Raw genomic sequence first — 16,651 nt, 5'->3', positions numbered from 1 at the left:
AGCATGGAATTAACCAGCCATCAGAATCCGAAGCATACGGCGCAGCGGTTCTGCAGCACCCCATAACAGCTGATCACCTACGCTGAATGCATTCAGGTATTCGTTACCCAGATTCATTTTGCGCAGACGGCCTACCGGTACAGACAAGGTTCCAGTGACTTTAGCCGGGGTCAGTTCACGGGCGGAAATATCACGCTCATTCGGAATGACTTTAACCCAGTCATTCGCCTCGGCCAGCATGGATTCAATCTCATCCAGTGGCACATCTTTTTTCAGCTTGATGGTAAACGCCTGAGAGTGACAGCGCATTGCACCGATACGCACACAGGTGCCATCAATCGGGATTGGATTGCTGCTCAGACCAAGAATTTTGTTGGTTTCAGCAAAACCTTTCCACTCTTCACGGCTCTGGCCATTGTCCAGTTTGGTATCAATCCATGGGATCAGAGAACCCGCCAGAGGCACACCAAAGTTATCAACCGGCATCGCATCACTGAGGATAGTTTCAGCCACTTTGCGGTCAATATCCAGAATCGCACTGGATGGGTCAGCCAGCTCGTCGGCCACCGCATTATGGATAATGCCCATCTGGGAGATCAGCTCACGCATATGACGTGCACCGCCACCGGACGCCGCCTGGTAGGTCATGGAGGTCATCCACTCAACCAGATCGGCTTTGAACAGACCACCCAGACCCATCAGCATCAGAGACACTGTGCAGTTACCGCCGACAAAGGTTTTTACCCCTTTTGTCAGGCCATCTTTGATCACGTTCATATTGACCGGATCCAGCACGATGATAGCGCTATCATCCATACGCAGGCTGGACGCCGCATCAATCCAGTAACCCTGCCAACCGGCTTCACGCAGTGGGCCATAAACTTCTTTCGTGTAGTCGCCGCCCTGACAGGAAATAATCGCGTCCATCTGCTTCAGCTCGTTAATATCGCTGGCATCTTTCAGCGCCGGAATGGACTTACCAATCTCCGGTCCCGGTTGGCCCACCTGGGATGTGGTGAAGAATACCGGCTCTTCGATATGGTCGAAATCACCCTCTTCCTGCATGCGTTGCATCAGCACGGAACCTACCATGCCTCGCCAACCCACAAAACCTACACGTTTCATTGTTATCACCAATTCAGATTGAACATCATACGAAAGCGGCCCCTAACCAGTAGGAGCCGCTAAAGGGGCTATATTATGCTACATTTTAGCGCGTTTTTCTACGCACTCAGTGCAGCAATCACAGCATCACCCATCTGGGAAGTGCTGACTTTTTCAGTACCTTCAGACCAGATATCACCGGTACGCAGTCCCTGATCCAGTACCTTGCTCACCGCCGCCTCAATACGATCTGCTGTATCACCGGCACCCAGCGAATAACGCAGCATCATCGACGCGGACAGAATGGTTGCCAGCGGGTTAGCAATGTTCTGACCCGCAATATCAGGTGCAGAACCATGACTTGGTTCATACATGCCCTTGCCATCCACATCCAGGGAAGCGGAAGGTAGCATACCAATAGAGCCGGTCAGCATGGCAGCAGCGTCAGACAGAATGTCACCAAACATATTGCCGGTGACCATCACGTCAAACTGTTTCGGTGCGCGTACCAGCTGCATGGCGGCGTTATCCACCAGCATGTGGCTCAGTTCGACATCCGGATACTCTTTCGCCAGCTCGGTCATCACTTCGCGCCAGAGCACTGTCACTTCAAGTACATTTGCCTTGTCTACAGAGCAAACACGCTTGTTACGCGCTCTTGCTGCCTCAAACGCGACACGACCGATGCGACGAATTTCGGTTTCGTCATACACATAGGTGTTGTAGCCCTCGCGGATACCACCCTCTTTCTCACGAATGCCGCGTGGCTGACCAAAATAGATACCACCCGTCAGTTCACGCACAATCAGGATATCCAGGCCCGCAACGATTTCAGGCTTCAGGGAAGAAGCATCCGCCAGCTGCGGGTAGAGAATAGCCGGACGCAGATTACCGAACAGGCCCAGATTTGAGCGAATACCCAACAGGCCTTTTTCCGGACGGATCTGGAAATCAGGATTGGTATCCCACTGCGGGCCGCCCACAGCACCCAGCAGAATGGCATCTGATGCTTTAGCTGCCGCCAGCGTGTCTTCAGGTAGCGGCACACCGGTTGCGTCGATGGCAGCACCGCCTACCAGAGCCTCAGAGAACTCCAGATCCAGATTATCCTGCGTATTGACCAACTCCAGAACGCGCTTGGCTTCACGGACAATTTCAGGACCAATGCCGTCACCCGGCAGAATCAAAACTTTTTTAGACATGTAACATCCTCAGATAGACCTGCTGATCAGGCCTATCAAAATTCATTATTTAATCGCATCAAACAGCCAGGGCGCTTCCTGACGGCGACGGGATTCGTAAGCACGAATATCATCAGCATGCTCAAGGGTCAGGCCAATATCATCCAGACCATTCAGCAGGCAGTGCTTGCGAAAGGCATCAATTTCAAAGGCCATCTCTGTACCCGACGGCGTGACAACACACTGCTTTTCAAGATCAACCGTCAGTTCATAACCTTCGTTCGCAGCAACTTCACGAAACAACTGATCAACCTCTTGTTCTTTTAAAACAATAGGTAAGATCCCATTCTTAAAGCAATTGTTATAAAAAATCTCAGCAAAACTCGGCGCAATCACGCTACGGAAGCCATAGTCATCCAGTGCCCACGGCGCATGTTCACGACTTGAGCCGCAGCCAAAGTTTTCCCGTGCCAGCAGGATGCTTGCTCCCTTATAGCGGGGCTGATTCAAAACAAACTTTTCATTCAATGGACGGCCGGTGCACTCCTGATCAGGCTGACCTTCATCCAGATAACGCAACTCATCAAACAGGTTTTTACCAAAGCCGGTACGTTTGATCGACTTCAGAAACTGTTTGGGGATGATCATATCGGTATCAACGTTGGCACGGTCCATCGGCGCGGCAATACCAGTATGCTGGTTAAACGCTTTCATACTTTCTCCTCGAAACCTTAGTGATTGCCCAACGTACGAACGTCAACAAAATGGCCCGCAACTGCGGCAGCGGCCGCCATGGCCGGACTGACCAGATGCGTGCGACCACCAAAGCCCTGACGGCCTTCGAAATTACGGTTAGACGTAGATGCACAGTGCTCGCCTGCACCCAATTTATCGGGGTTCATGGCCAGACACATTGAACAGCCCGGTTCACGCCACTCAAGACCCGCCTCAATGAAGATTTTATCAAGGCCTTCTTTTTCAGCCTGAGCCTTAACCAGACCCGAACCCGGCACTACCAATGCCTGTTTGATGGTGGCGGCAACTTTTTTACCCTTAACCACCTCTGCAGCGGCACGCAGGTCTTCAATACGGGAGTTGGTGCAAGAACCGATAAACACACGATCAAGATGGATATCGGAGATCGCCTGACCTGCCTGAAGGCCCATATATTCAAGCGCGCGCTTCATACCTTCAATTTTGACCGGATCGGTTTCATTGGCTGGATTCGGCACCTGAGCATTAACGCCCACCACCATCTCCGGCGAGGTGCCCCAGGTGACCTGCGGTTCAATATCCGCTGCATTGATCTCAACCACGGTATCAAACGCAGCATCCGCATCAGACACCAGATCACGCCATGCAGCGACGGCTGCATCCCACTGCTCACCTTTAGGCGCAAAAGGACGGCCTTCTACATAATCAATGGTGGTCTGATCGACCGCGACCAACCCCACCCGAGCACCAGCCTCAATCGCCATGTTGCAGATGGTCATGCGGCCATCCATCGACAGTGAACGGATCGCCTCACCACCGAACTCAATCGCATAACCGGTACCACCCGCCGTGCCGATTTTGCCAATCACATGCAACACGATGTCCTTGGCAGTCACTCCAGCACCCAACTGACCATCAACACGCACCAGCATATTTTTCATTTTTTTGGTGATCAGACACTGGGTTGCCAGTACATGCTCAACTTCTGAGGTACCAATACCGTGCGCCAGTGCACCAAAGGCGCCATGGGTGGCAGTGTGGGAGTCACCACAGACAACCGTAGTACCCGGCAGGGTCGCACCCTGCTCAGGGCCGACAACGTGCACAATGCCCTGGCGAACATCATTCATCTTGAACTCGAGGATGCCGAAGTCATCACAGTTTTCATCCAGTGTAATGACCTGAATCTTGGACACCGGATCCGCAATCTCGGATACACCACCGCTACGGTTAGTCGTCGGCACGTTGTGATCAGGCGTGGCCAGGTTGGCATCAATGCGCCATGGCTTACGTCCCGCGATTCGCAGGCCTTCAAATGCTTGCGGCGAGGTTACCTCGTGCAGCAACTGACGATCGATGTAGATCAGTGCACTGCCATCTTCATTGCTGCGCACCAAGTGGGACGCAAATAATTTATCGTATAACGTCTGACCAGCCATATAACACCTCGTACTCAACTACCCTTGCGGCAGCTTTATTGGCAAGTCGCCATCTTAGTGAATGCTAATCCACAAAACAAATTCATATTTTTTATAGTTTTGATTCCATAATAGAATACATAAAACCCTCTTCACTCGGAGACATTATGGATACCAGTGCACTGCAGGCTTTTATCAGCGTGGCGCGACTTGCTTCTTTTTCAAAAGCGGCTGATCAGCTTTATCTGACACAATCAGCCATCAGCAAACGGATCGCCCTGCTGGAACAACAACTGGACTGTCGCCTGTTTGACCGCATTGGACGCACAGTGTCACTGACGGAAGCGGGACAAACCCTGTTGCCCCGTGCAATGCAGGTTCTGGTCGAGCTGGATGATGCCCGGCGTGCGCTGGACAACCTCTCTGGTAACGTCACCGGAACCCTGTCGCTGGCCACCAGTCATCACATCAGCCTGCACCGGCTGCCACCTTTATTACAGCAGTTCACAAAAACCTATCCGGAGGTAAAACTGGACCTGCATTTTGCAGAATCAGAAGTAGCCTATGAGGGTGTGCTGAAGGGAGAGCTGGAACTCGCTCTGATTACGCTATCACCAGATCCAGATAGCAATATCCATTCTGAACTGATCTGGGAGGACCAGTTAAACTATGTGGTCTCACCCACTCATCCGCTGAGTCAGGCTACCGAATTACAACTTGCAGAACTAACGGCTTATCCTGCCATTCTGCCCAGCAGCAACACCTTTACGCGTCAGCTGGTAGAGGCGCTATTTGCCGAACATAAACTCAAACTTGATGTGAGCATGTCGACCAATTATCTCGACACCATCCGCATGATGGTTTCGATTGGGCTTGGCTGGAGCCTGCTGCCGGAATCACTGATAACGCCTGATCTCCGTGTTTTACCCGTCCATGCCACACCCGTTATGCGCCCACTGGGGGCTATTGTTCACCGCAACCGAACACTGTCGAATGCGGCTAATAAATTGCTGGAAATTTTGCGATCAGACAATAGACAGGTACAACCGATTTCCCAGTTGTAATAAGATGGGAGCAAGATATACCAGAGCCACGTTGGCTTGTTTTTATAACAAAGGTTGCCCATGGATAGCAGCGCATCGCAGATCAAGGCGTTATTGGACGCGCAGCAAGCATATTGGACCCAGTTAGCTGATGGTAAACCCGCCGCGTCCCCGGAGGAGTGGCAGGAGTGGATGACCCATGCCCAATCCACGCTCAACCAGGAAGGGCCAAAGCAATTCTCTCAGCTGCTCTCAGTACTGGGCGCTCAAGCCAAAAACTTTACCGAATACGGCGAAGAAGTGTTACGCCAGTACCGGGGTGGAAAAGATTCCAGCCTGAACGATGCGGTACTGCAGTTTCAGAATTACATCCAGAAACAAACCACAGAACTGCTGTTGCAACAGTGGCAGGTACCGGAACAGTTTGCTTCTTTGTTTAAAAGCCACAGTTTCAGGGATGACCTGCTATTTGAAAACCCGTTTATCAGCGGTGTTAAAAGCCTGCTTGAAACACCGGTTGTTGGCAGTCATCAGGAAACTCAGCAGCAGTTACGTGAAGCATTAAAACTGATGCTGGAGCATCAGGAAGCGCTGAACGAATACGTCAAACACTATAACTCTATTAATCAGCTGGCCAGCACCGAGTTATTACAAAAACTCACAGCCTCCGAAGAGAAGATCACCAGCCTGCAGGCATTGCATGATCTCTGGGTGGATGCATACGAACTGGCCTATTCCAAAACCGTGTTGACCGATGAATACCAGCGCGCCCATGGCCGTATCAGTAATGCCCTCATGCAACTGCGCAAGTTTGTACAGGATGTGCGGGATGTGCATTTCCAGTCGGTTGGCCTCGCCACCCGTCGCGGTCTTGATACAGCTTTAAAACGTCAACATCAGTTGCGTAAAGAGATGCGTGTGACCCAGCGTGAGTTCCAACAGCTACAACAACAGATGCTGGAGATCCAGCAATACAATACCGCTGAGCTGATCAAGTCCATGCAAAAAGAGATCGCAGATCTCAAAAAAGAGGTCAAAGCACTGCGCGCCACCAAGGGAGGGTCTAAGGCATGAGTCAGCTAGATCTTGATCCGGTTGTCGTGGCTGATGAGCTGTTCGAGTTCAACCGCAAACTGCTGAAGAGTTACAGTACGCTACTGCAGATCAAAGAGGTGGATGTTGAGCAAACCCCGTTTGAGGTGTTGTTCTGCCAGGATAAATTTTCTCTGCGTTATTACAAAGCGATTGGCAAAAAGACCTGCAAGACTCCCCTTCTGATCAGCTACGCCCTGGTCAATCGTCCGTATATGATTGATCTGGAACCCAAGCGCTCAATGCTGCAACGCCTGCTTGAACTGGGGCTGGATGTTTATCTGATCGATTGGGGTTATCCCGATGCTGCAGACCGCTATCTGGATCTGGACGATTACATCAACGAATACCTGAATAACGCGGTTGATCAGGTCTGTGCTCATGCAGGCAGCGAACAGACCAATTTGCTCGGCATCTGTCAGGGCGGTACTTTCAGCCTCTGCTACACCGCTCTGAATCCAGCAAAGATCAAAAACCTGATTACCATGGTGACCCCGGTTGATTTTCAAACCGAGGATAACCTGCTCTACCACCTTGCCAAGTATGTGGACACCGACCTTGCCGTTCAGACCTATGGCAACATTCCGGGCAACATGCTGAACGACTCCTACAACTCTCTGATGCCGATGAGGCTGGGGCTGCAAAAAAATCTGGGCATGCCCAATCAGCTTGAAAACGAAGAGAGTGCGCTCAGTTTTCTACGCATGGAACGCTGGATCTATGACAGCCCGGATCAGGCCGGCGAAGCCTTTCGGGAGTTTATTACCCAGTTTTTTCAGGAAAACCGGCTGATCAAGGGTACAGCTCAGATTGGGCCAAAGCAGGTTGATCTTAAGAATATCACCCAACCCGTGCTGAATATTTTTGGCAGCTTTGATCATCTGGTGCCACCTAAAGCCTCTACTGCGCTTAAAAACCACTGCAACAGCCAGGATTATCAGGAGATGGAAATTAAAGCGGGCCACATTGGTGTATTCGTGTCATCAAAGGCGCAAAAAACTGTCGCGCCGGCGATTAAAGAGTGGCTGGCCGAACGGGATTAGTCAGACTGCTGACTGAAATACATAAAAAAGGGCGAATCACTTCGCCCTTTTTTATTATCAGGATTTCTCAGATTTTTCATCCGGCGGCGGAGTCGTTGTTTCTTTCTTCTGGCCTTCATCGGTCTGGCCGAACATATTCCACATAGGATTACGGTCAGCAAAACGGGTCATCATGGTCAATGGGTTGGCAGCACCCATCATGGTCTGCATCTGTTCACGGATGCGGTCCTGATGCTCAAGGAAGGAAGATATGCTCTGCTCAAGGTACTGGCTCATCATGCCCTGCATGCTGTCCCCGTAGAAACGGATCAATTGCTGCAAAACCTGGTTTGTCAGCAGAGTGCCGTGACCCCGGGCTTCCTGCTCGCTGATAATCTGCAACAGGATATTCCGTGTCAGATCGCTACCGGTCTTTGAATCTTCGACCTTGAAAGCCTCTCCAGACAGTACCAGCTGTTTGACATCATCAAGGGTGACATAACAGCTGCGTGAGGTGTCGTACAAACGGCGATTTGTATATTTTCTTAGAATTCGCAACGTACCGCTCTCTCTACTATTGGGTGACAGGATCTGCATCTCTTTCACGTGCAGTACTCAGTCTTTGCCTTTAGGCGCAGAAGAACTGCTACCTGAGTACCCGGAGGTCATCAGGTTCATCATCAGTTTTTGCAGCGCTTCCATGGAACCCAGCCCGCTGGTCAGATAGGGTTTAAACAATGTCAGAGGATCATAACCCTCAACACCGGCTTCCATTTGTTCCGTGATCTTTCGCATCATATCTTCCTGAAACTTCTGCACATCGGGCAAACCCAATACACGACGAAGTTCATCAGGCGTCATGTCGATATCAATATTAAACTTCATACCCTGACTCCTTAAGGGGTATTTACACTCCCTATCCTATAGCAAAACTTCGGCACTGCAAAATACCCAAATCAATTGTTTTGCTGCACTTTTTCCGGATAGATCCATATCAGTGCCAACACGATAGCAACAAGACTGACGAATGCAGAGACACCAAAGGCCCATTGCGGACCTGCAGCATCCCATAAAAAGCCGCTCAAAAGCGCGCCTGATGCCCCACCCAAACCAAAGCCAAAGCTCGAATACATGGCCTGGCCCTGCCCGTGACTGCGTTGAGAAAAGTAATGATGCACCAGCGCAATGCCAACCGCATGCAAGCAGCCAAAGGTTGCAGCATGCAGTGTTTGCGCAAAAACCATGGGCCATTTCTGATCCGGAATCCAGGCAATCAGCACCCAACGCAGGACACACAAAACAAGACTGATAAGCATGATATTCCGGATACCCCAACGTTCGATCATCCGGTGCATGAAAATAAAAATAATCACTTCTGCGATGACACCCACAGCCCAGAGCACACCGATGTCCGTGCGACTGTAACCAAGATCCACCATCAGAACGGAATAGAACGTGTAATAGGCACCATGTCCCAACTGGATAAGAAGGCAGATCAAAAAGAATGCACGTACCTGAGGGTGCTTAAGTACCTGCCAGAATTCAGCACCTGCTGTACCTGTATGAGCCACCTCTGTCTGACCATCCTCATTTACTATCAGAGAGGTCAGCCAAATACCGATCATGGTGAGCAGCATAAACACTGGAATCCACTGAATAGAAATCTGATCCAGCACAACCCCTATGCCTGCAACCGTCAGAATAAAACCAATGGAACCCCATAACCGGATTTGGCTGTAGCGATGTCGCCGCTCCCCAAGATAACCCAGCGTAATCACTTCAAACTGTGGCAATACTGCATTCCAGAAAAAACTGAATCCCAACATTACCAGACCAATGCCCATGGCCGTGTTCTGCCAAAACACCAGCAGAAAAATAATCCAGGTGATAGCCGCCCCCCAGCGAACAATGCGCAGGCGCTGACCGGTTTCATCGGCAAGCCGCCCCCAGAGATAGGGCGCAAAGATACGGGATGCATGTAATGTTGCCATCAGCATGCCGATGACCTGAGCTTCAAAACCGAAGGATTTCAGGTACAGCGTCCAGTACGGCACCATGATGCCCAGCAGGGCAAAATAGAAAAAATAGAAACCGCTGAGGCTGAGGTATGAGCTTGGCATGGGCTTATAGTCTGAAAACGGCACAATAAAAAAGCCGGCTTACACCGGCTCTTTCAGATATTACGCTCAGGCAGTCTCTAATGCATCCAACAGATACTGAGGCAGAGCAAAACAGCCCTGGTGTACCTGTGGATTGTAGTAGCGGGTTTTGATGCCGCTGGCCTGATAACGGGCCGTCAGTGTCGCCAGATCTAACTGGCGTAATGCCGGATTATCACTGCCCCAGGCCAATGCCATGACGCCACCGATATAGGTCGGCACAGCAGCCGTGTAGAAACTCTGATCAGCGAAGTATGGACTCAGGCGACGACGCGTAGTGATCACCTCATCCTGTTGCAGGAAAGGCACACCGTTCTGCGCCACAAACACGCCACCTTCAGTCAGCAGATTTTTACAACCTTCGTAAAAACGGCTACTGAAGAGCACTTCGCCCGGACCTACCGGATCGGTACAGTCAGAGATGATCACATCAAACTTATCATCAGTTTGATGAACATATTCCATACCGTCAGCGATAACGATATTGGTACGCGGATCATCGAAAGCACCTGCCGAGTGATTCGGCAGGTATGTCTTACACATTTCAATTACAGACTGATCAATCTCAACCTGAGTGACATGCTCTACGGACTCATGACGGCAAACTTCACGCAGAATACCACCATCACCGCCACCGATAATCAGTACGCGTTTGGCATTGCCATGTGCCAGCAAAGGCACATGGGTCAGCATTTCGTGGTAGACAAACTCGTCTCGTTCAGTGGTCTGGATGATGCCATCCAGCGCCATCACCGTTCCGTAAATCGGGTTACGAAAAATAACCAGATGCCAGGAATCGGTCTGCTGTTCAAACAGAACCTCTTCTACATCAAAGCGCTGGCCGTAACCCTGGTGCAGTGTTTCACTGTAGGTAGTTGTCATCGTCGATGTTCACCTTACCTCGTAGGATTTCGTCTACTTTTACTTCAGTCGGTTTAAATGCTTTCTCCAGCACAGGAACAGCGCGCGCCGGTTTTGCATCACCGCACATAAAAACATCAAAAGCTGCGAAGCTACGTTCTGGCCAGGTGTGCACACTGATGTGTGACTCAGCCAATACAGCTACGCCGGAAATACCACCATTTGGGGTAAAGTGGTGCAGATGGATATGCAGCAGTGTAGCGCCGGCTTCCGTCACTGAATCACGAAGTGCTTTTTCCATCACTTCAAGATTATCCAGATTGGTCGCACCTTTGAGGTCAATAATCAGGTGGGTACCTGCAAAACGAACGCCATCGCGTTCGATGAAGTAGTCCAGACGATCGTCGTCTTCACCCTGATAAAAACCTGGCCAAGCTACACTGCTTGAAGACTCATGTTCTTCCACCTCGTGCACAGCGGTAAGTGCCTCTTGCATCGACGTTGACTCCCCCTTAATGCCCCGCGAATGGAGCAGGTTATGTGAGAATAAAAAAGTGCCCGACAGTGATGTCGAGCACCCGATTAATTGTGGCGCATTTATACAATCAAACAAGCAAAAACTAAAGTAAATTCTGTAAAAAAATACTTAGTTTTCATCAGAATTTCATTTTAATCGTCTAGTGACAGGCACTTAGGTTATGACCGGAATGCTGCACTGCACATCTGCGTTTTGTCCTCTGTGACGGAGGAAATGATCCATCAGCACAATGGCCAGCATTGCTTCAGCAATGGGGGTGGCACGAATGCCCACGCAAGGATCATGGCGACCCTGAGTCACGACCTCAATCGCCTCCCCTCTGGCATTAATGCTTCTACCTGGTAAACGAAGACTGGAAGTAGGTTTAAGTGCAATGTGTGCCACGATATCCTGACCGGAAGAGATGCCACCTAAAATACCGCCGGCATGATTGGACAGGAAACCTTCCGGTGTCATCTCATCGCGGTGCTCGGTGCCTTTCTGTTCCACCACCGCAAAACCATCGCCAATCTCGACCCCTTTGACGGCATTAATGCTCATCAGTGCATGCGCCAGATCAGCGTCCAAACGGTCAAAAATAGGTTCACCCAGACCAACAGGAACGCCTGTTGCGACAACGGAGATTTTTGCACCAATGGAATTACCCTCTTTGCGCAGCGAATCCATATAGGCTTCAAGCGGCGCAACCAGGGAGGCATCCGGGCAGAAAAACGGATTTTGATCAACCTGATCCCAATCAAACTGATTGGTATCGATCTTCAGTGGCCCCAGCTGTGATAAGTAGCCTCTTATAGCAACGCCTTTAGTGGCCAGGAACTTCTTCGCAATCGATCCAGCCGCTACACGCATGGCGGTTTCACGGGCAGAGGAGCGTCCACCACCCCGGTAATCCCTGAAACCATATTTGTGACTGTAAACATAGTCCGCATGCGCCGGACGAAACGTTTCAGCGATATTGCTGTAATCCTTGGAACGCTGATCAGTATTTTTAATTAGCAGGCCAATCGGCGTACCGGTGGTTTTACCTTCAAACACCCCTGACAGAATCTCCACCTCATCAGCTTCACGACGCTGCGTGGTGTGACGGGATGTACCCGGCTTGCGTCGATCAAGATCGAGCTGCAAGTCAGCCTCGCAAAGTTCAATCCCCGGAGGACAGCCGTCCACAATACAACCCAGCGCCTTGCCGTGGCTTTCGCCAAAGGTGGTCACTGTGAACAGTTTGCCAAAACTATTTCCAGACATGGGATCACTTCCGTAGCTACAAGATCAAATAGGGTGCCGAGTATAACAAAAACGACAGCTGCAATTAAAATCAGATCAGGTCTTTATACTGAACCAGATCGGCGGCACTGATGGCAAATACCCCATTACCACCCTGTTCAAATTCCAGCCAGATCACCGGAAGTTCAGGATACTGCTGCATCAGATGAACTTCACTATTGCCCACTTCAACCACCAGCAGGCCATCTTCTGTCAGGTAATCACAAGCCTGGCGCAGAATCTTCCGGGTAATGTCCAGACCATCTGGACCTGAGCCAAGCGCGAGTTCGGGCTCATGCTGAAACTCATCAGGCATACTTGCCAGGTCTGCCGCATCTACGTAAGGCGGATTACTGACAATCAACTCATATTTGCGACCTTTGAGCTCAGCAAACAGGTCTGATTCGATGGCGAATACCCGATCTACCATCTGGTGTTTTTCAATATTGATGCCGGCAACCTCAAGCGCATCCGGTGAGATATCCACCAGATCCACTTCAGAATCCGGAAACGCATAGGCGCAAGCGATACCGATACAGCCGCTGCCGGTGCACAGATCAAGCACCCGGGTCACAGAGTCCTCTCTCAGCCAGGGTGAAAATTGCTGTTGAATAAGTTCGCCTATCGGTGAGCGAGGAATCAAAACTCGCTCATCGACATAAAACGGCAGCTCACAAAACCAGGCCTGACGGGTGATGTAGGGCAAAGGTTTTCGCGCATCAACCCGTTGTTCGATAAAACTCAGAATTTGTTTTTTTTCATCCGGCAGAAGTGCTGCATCCAGTACCGCCGGATTAACGTCCCAGGCCAGATCGACTGCCGCCAGAACAAGCTGTACCGCTTCATCCCAGTTATTGTCTGTGCCATGCCCAAGAAACACCTCATGACGGGCAAACTCACTCATTGCATAACGCACGTAGTCACGCAGAGTATTCAGACAGGAGATAATATGAGCTTGATCACGCATTCCGGGCAACCGATAATCAGAAAACAGGCCCGCTATAGTAAATAAAACCCCCTGTTAATACCATGAATTCAGATACTTCAGACGACGACATCAGCTTTCAGGATGCACTGCAGGACGTGACGCCTCATCAGCATGATCGGGCTGATCTTGATGTGTGCAACAAGCCTGATACCACCAGTAAACACTACCGTCGCAGCGCTGCTGTTCGGCAAGAAGAGTTAATTGTTGATGGCCTCTCAGATGCCGATGCAAAGCGTGTGGGTTCTGAAGAACAACTGTTATTTGCCGTTCCGGGTGTGCAACACCGACTGCTGCAACGTCTGAAGCAAGGGCATATTCCCTGGGATCAGGGTTTGGATCTGCATGGTTATACCGTCGAACAGGCCAGAGATCAGGTCAGTCTGTTTATTCGGGATGCGCGCCAGCAGAAGCTCCGCTGCTTATTGCTGGTACATGGCAAAGCACATAGCGGAGAAGCGTTAATAAAATCCTATGTCAATGAGTGGCTGCGTCGCTTACCGGGAGTACTGGCGTTCTGTTCTGCTGTGCCCGCTGATGGCGGCAGCGGTGCACTTTATATCCTGCTGAAACGCTGATCTGGCTTAACCAACACTGCGCTCCAGTTCCTGAAGGTGTTGACGGGTTGCCAACCGCCCGAATTCGATGACTTCTCGTGCCCGGTGAAACTCATAAAAGCTGCAAATTTTTTTCGGAACCCTGATCACAAGATCCGGTGGGTAACCTGCTATTTTGTATTCAGACAGGCTGGCCTGCATCACCTCAACCGAGTTCAGTAAAATATCCAACCGCCCACCGGCTTCTTTGGTGAACGTCAGTTTTTTCCCATTTCCAGACTCTGCGGTGTCGGGAATACTCCAATCATCACTGACACCTGAGCGTTCCAGAAAACGGGTATCAGGCCATTGCAGACTACTGTAGCAGCCTTCCGGGATATTAAGGTCCACCGCAATAATCAGATCCGCCTGGGCAGCCACCACCGGAATAATCGGCAAAGGGTTTAACACCCCGCCATCTACCAGCAAACGTCCGTCACGTTCAACGGGCGTAAACAGACCCGGAATCGCCACTGAAGCGCGTAGCGCCTCGAGCAAGGAACCACGCTGAAACCACACCTCTTTTTGTCGGGTGATATCCGTCACCACCGCGGTAAAGGGTATGGACAGCTCTTCAATGCGGGGGGAAGACTCGAGAATTTCAGCCAGTTTTACGAACAGCCGGTCTCCCCTGATAGCCCCACGACTCAGGGTGAAGTCTAATAACCGCAGTACCTGCATCCAGTTAAGAGACGACACCCAATCGCGATATTCAGACAGTTTACCTGCCGCGTACATGCCCCCTACCAAAGCCCCCATCGAACTGCCAGAGATTGCAACAATCTCATAGCCACGCCGCTGAATCTCTTCGATAGCACCTATATGGGCATACCCCCTGGCGCCTCCGCTGCCAAGTACCAGTGATACAGTTGTCATACTCAGTCGTTTCCTGACCCCTTATAGGCATCAGTGTAGGCAAAAATTTCAGTCGATGGTTTGCTCATACCGGGTAACAGGAAGCCACCCAGAGGATAGAGGCGGATTTTTTCAGCCGCGACACCCAGTGTAATCAACTGATCACGGACAACGCTAAGCTGTGCTCGGGCAGACTCAATCTGTGCGGCTTTAGAATCACCTTCGAACGCGTAGGTAACCAGCCATACCTGGTCACCGGACTGGATAACACGCGTTGCAAGCTCTTTGAGATCAGCATCAGACGCGAGTTTAAAAGCACTATCCGACCATGACTGAGAGACCGTGGGAGCTGCGCCGGGTGCTTCAACAACTTCAAGATGGGTATAGACCCGTTTATTGCCGCGGGTAATGCTATACAGACTGATGTAACGTTCACCGGCCTTAGCCGCTGCAAATGATTGTTCAGCATCAGGTCCGTAAAGCCGGAAGTATCCGAAGATATCGTTAGCCCACTGATTACTGCTACCACAAGCTCGACCCTGGCATTGAAACAAAACCTCAGCACCCAGAGTCTTGATCTGATCAAGATAAAAGGCAAAGGCTTCAGCGGCTAAATGATTATCAGGAATACGGTAGGTAATCCGGGTTAGCTGTCCCTTAATCCGCTCCTCTTTTTCCGGTCTTACCACCCCGTTTACTTTCTCAAGTCCACCAAGAATAAACCGGTAATCCGGCTCATATTTGCTGGCATACTGCACAATCTCTGAATTAGGAAATCGTTTGATCTCAGGATAATCAGCCGCGCCATAGGGCTCAGCACCTGCTGGTAATGACAGCACCCATAGCAGTGGGCATATAAACTTACCTAAACGCATGCAGAGTCCTTATTATCCGTTTAACTTGGGCCAGTTCTTATCAACCGCAGCAGCCACTGCCTTAGCCCCTTCTGGTGTCATGTGAAAATGATGACCACCTTCTACCTGGGTTATCGTTACTGTACGCAGGTTTGAGCGCCAGGGATCAACCAATGTCTGTCGCGCAAAATCAGTGGCTACAAGAATAAATCCAGGCGCGGCAAGCGCTTCAACAAAGGCCGTGACCTGTGCTTTAGAAAACCGCACAAGTGACGGTTGCAGCAGTGCCTGATCATGTGACCAGACCCACCCCTGCCCTGTGTTTTTCAGGCCACGCCGGACCAATGCCAGAGCCATCTCACGAGTAACGGGCCAGCGGCCTGACATTCTGATCTGGACTGCTTCTTCGGGTTCAGTGAAGATTTTGACCGGACGATGGGCCAATTTGTTTCGTTTAATAATTGCCTCAGCCATCAGCTTTGGGAGTTGAGATTCAGGATAGATCATCGGGGCCAGTCCCTCCAAAAAGCCCACAGCCTGAACTTTATCAGGTGCCAGGCCTGCCATGATCAGTGCGACACTCGCGCCCATGGAATGTCCTAGTAAGCTGAACCGCTGCAAGTTCATCGCATCAGCAAATGCGAGCACATCAACTGCATAATCCCAAATCTGATAACTGATCCCTTCAGGGCGATGCTGTGACAGGCCATGCCCTGCCAAATCAATGGCAATCAAACGAACCTGAGGCAGCGCGTCAGCTACCCAGTTAAAACTGGCGGCATTATCCAGCCAGCCATGTAACGCAAGCACTGCGGGTCCATCTGAAGGGCCATATTCGATGGCAGCAAATTGATAACCATTAGCCAAGACACTGATTTCACGCGCGTTATTCAAACAATCGATATCCAACACACCGTTCCACCCAAGCCTGACCAATTAAGGTAACATAGGCCGATACTAACCATT

General features: G+C 50.7%; 18 protein-coding genes. 4 read left to right on the top strand and 14 right to left on the bottom strand.

The genetic code is table 11. The features are described 5' to 3' along the window. Positions 1-9: 9 nt before the first annotated feature. The 4 genes from asd to leuC all read right to left on the bottom strand — a co-directional run bounded on the left by asd (position 10) and on the right by leuC (position 4,438). On the bottom strand, positions 10-1,125 hold the full coding sequence (gene asd, locus P2G53_RS12965; protein WP_275817911.1) for an aspartate-semialdehyde dehydrogenase: 1,116 nt from the start codon (positions 1,123-1,125) through the stop codon (positions 10-12). Positions 1,126-1,223: 98 nt separating this feature from the next. Continuing rightward, the gene (gene leuB / locus P2G53_RS12960) at positions 1,224-2,306 is read right to left on the bottom strand and encodes a 3-isopropylmalate dehydrogenase (protein ID WP_275817909.1); all 1,083 of its coding nucleotides are present in this window, start codon (positions 2,304-2,306) and stop codon (positions 1,224-1,226) included. 45 nt (positions 2,307-2,351) lie between these two features. Beyond that, on the bottom strand, positions 2,352-2,999 hold the full coding sequence (leuD, locus tag P2G53_RS12955) for a 3-isopropylmalate dehydratase small subunit (RefSeq protein WP_275817907.1): 648 nt from the start codon (positions 2,997-2,999) through the stop codon (positions 2,352-2,354). A gap of 17 nt (positions 3,000-3,016) precedes the next feature. Then, entirely contained in the window at positions 3,017-4,438 is a 1,422-nt protein-coding gene (gene leuC, locus P2G53_RS12950) for a 3-isopropylmalate dehydratase large subunit (protein ID WP_275817905.1), read from the bottom strand. A gap of 146 nt (positions 4,439-4,584) precedes the next feature. On the opposite strand from leuC, the gene P2G53_RS12945 reads away from it, so the two are divergent. Genes P2G53_RS12945 through phaC form a run of 3 tightly spaced genes read left to right on the top strand, consistent with a single transcriptional unit; the run spans position 4,585 to position 7,595 of the window. Further along, positions 4,585-5,481, top strand: coding sequence for a LysR family transcriptional regulator (locus P2G53_RS12945; protein ID WP_275817904.1), 897 nt, complete (start codon positions 4,585-4,587; stop codon positions 5,479-5,481). A gap of 60 nt (positions 5,482-5,541) precedes the next feature. Further along, positions 5,542-6,534: a poly(R)-hydroxyalkanoic acid synthase subunit PhaE gene (locus P2G53_RS12940; protein ID WP_275817902.1), complete on the top strand. Its 993-nt coding sequence runs from the start codon at positions 5,542-5,544 to the stop codon at positions 6,532-6,534. Then, positions 6,531-7,595, top strand: a complete 1,065-nt coding sequence (gene phaC / locus P2G53_RS12935; protein WP_275817900.1) for a class III poly(R)-hydroxyalkanoic acid synthase subunit PhaC — start codon at positions 6,531-6,533, stop codon at positions 7,593-7,595. The genes P2G53_RS12940 and phaC overlap by 4 nt, the downstream gene beginning before the upstream one ends. Before the next feature lie 57 nt (positions 7,596-7,652). On the opposite strand, the gene phaR is transcribed toward phaC, so the two are convergent. The 7 genes from phaR to prmB all read right to left on the bottom strand — a co-directional run bounded on the left by phaR (position 7,653) and on the right by prmB (position 13,362). Beyond that, on the bottom strand, positions 7,653-8,171 hold the full coding sequence (gene phaR / locus P2G53_RS12930; RefSeq protein WP_275817952.1) for a polyhydroxyalkanoate synthesis repressor PhaR: 519 nt from the start codon (positions 8,169-8,171) through the stop codon (positions 7,653-7,655). 18 nt (positions 8,172-8,189) lie between these two features. Then, complete coding sequence (locus tag P2G53_RS12925) at positions 8,190-8,459, bottom strand: DUF6489 family protein (RefSeq protein WP_275817898.1); 270 nt, start codon at positions 8,457-8,459, stop codon at positions 8,190-8,192. Positions 8,460-8,530: 71 nt separating this feature from the next. Continuing rightward, positions 8,531-9,694: an MFS transporter gene (locus tag P2G53_RS12920; protein ID WP_275817896.1), complete on the bottom strand. Its 1,164-nt coding sequence runs from the start codon at positions 9,692-9,694 to the stop codon at positions 8,531-8,533. Positions 9,695-9,760: 66 nt separating this feature from the next. Beyond that, complete coding sequence (gene speE / locus P2G53_RS12915; protein ID WP_275817894.1) at positions 9,761-10,615, bottom strand: polyamine aminopropyltransferase; 855 nt, start codon at positions 10,613-10,615, stop codon at positions 9,761-9,763. Then, positions 10,596-11,090: an adenosylmethionine decarboxylase gene (gene speD / locus P2G53_RS12910; protein WP_275817892.1), complete on the bottom strand. Its 495-nt coding sequence runs from the start codon at positions 11,088-11,090 to the stop codon at positions 10,596-10,598. Before speD ends, speE begins: the two co-directional genes overlap by 20 nt. Before the next feature lie 195 nt (positions 11,091-11,285). After that, a complete protein-coding gene (gene aroC, locus P2G53_RS12905) occupies positions 11,286-12,377 on the bottom strand; it encodes a chorismate synthase (RefSeq protein WP_275817890.1) in 1,092 nt (363 codons plus the stop codon). A 70-nt stretch (positions 12,378-12,447) separates the two neighbouring features. Further along, on the bottom strand, positions 12,448-13,362 hold the full coding sequence (gene prmB / locus P2G53_RS12900; RefSeq protein WP_275817888.1) for a 50S ribosomal protein L3 N(5)-glutamine methyltransferase: 915 nt from the start codon (positions 13,360-13,362) through the stop codon (positions 12,448-12,450). Between the two features lie 62 nt (positions 13,363-13,424). Here prmB and P2G53_RS12895 point away from each other — a divergent pair, with 62 nt between their 5' ends. Further along, positions 13,425-13,958, top strand: a complete 534-nt coding sequence (locus tag P2G53_RS12895; protein WP_275817887.1) for a Smr/MutS family protein — start codon at positions 13,425-13,427, stop codon at positions 13,956-13,958. Positions 13,959-13,964: 6 nt separating this feature from the next. Here the strand turns inward: P2G53_RS12895 and P2G53_RS12890 are convergent, their stop codons facing one another. The 3 genes from P2G53_RS12890 to P2G53_RS12880 are packed head-to-tail and all read right to left on the bottom strand — an operon-like array spanning position 13,965 to position 16,597. After that, positions 13,965-14,852, bottom strand: coding sequence for a patatin-like phospholipase family protein (locus P2G53_RS12890; protein WP_275817885.1), 888 nt, complete (start codon positions 14,850-14,852; stop codon positions 13,965-13,967). Between the two features lie 2 nt (positions 14,853-14,854). Next, positions 14,855-15,706, bottom strand: coding sequence for a DUF4892 domain-containing protein (locus P2G53_RS12885; protein WP_275817883.1), 852 nt, complete (start codon positions 15,704-15,706; stop codon positions 14,855-14,857). 12 nt (positions 15,707-15,718) lie between these two features. Beyond that, positions 15,719-16,597 (bottom strand): alpha/beta hydrolase, encoded by an 879-nt coding sequence (locus tag P2G53_RS12880; protein ID WP_275817881.1) that lies wholly within the window; start codon positions 16,595-16,597, stop codon positions 15,719-15,721. Positions 16,598-16,651 lie beyond the last annotated feature (54 nt).

The sequence above is a fragment of the Neptuniibacter sp. CAU 1671 genome (assembly GCF_029222905.1).
In the GTDB taxonomy this organism is placed as follows: domain Bacteria; phylum Pseudomonadota; class Gammaproteobacteria; order Pseudomonadales; family Balneatricaceae; genus Neptuniibacter.
Note: the sequence above shows the minus strand (reverse complement) of the source record. Positions and strands in the feature narration are given on the sequence as shown.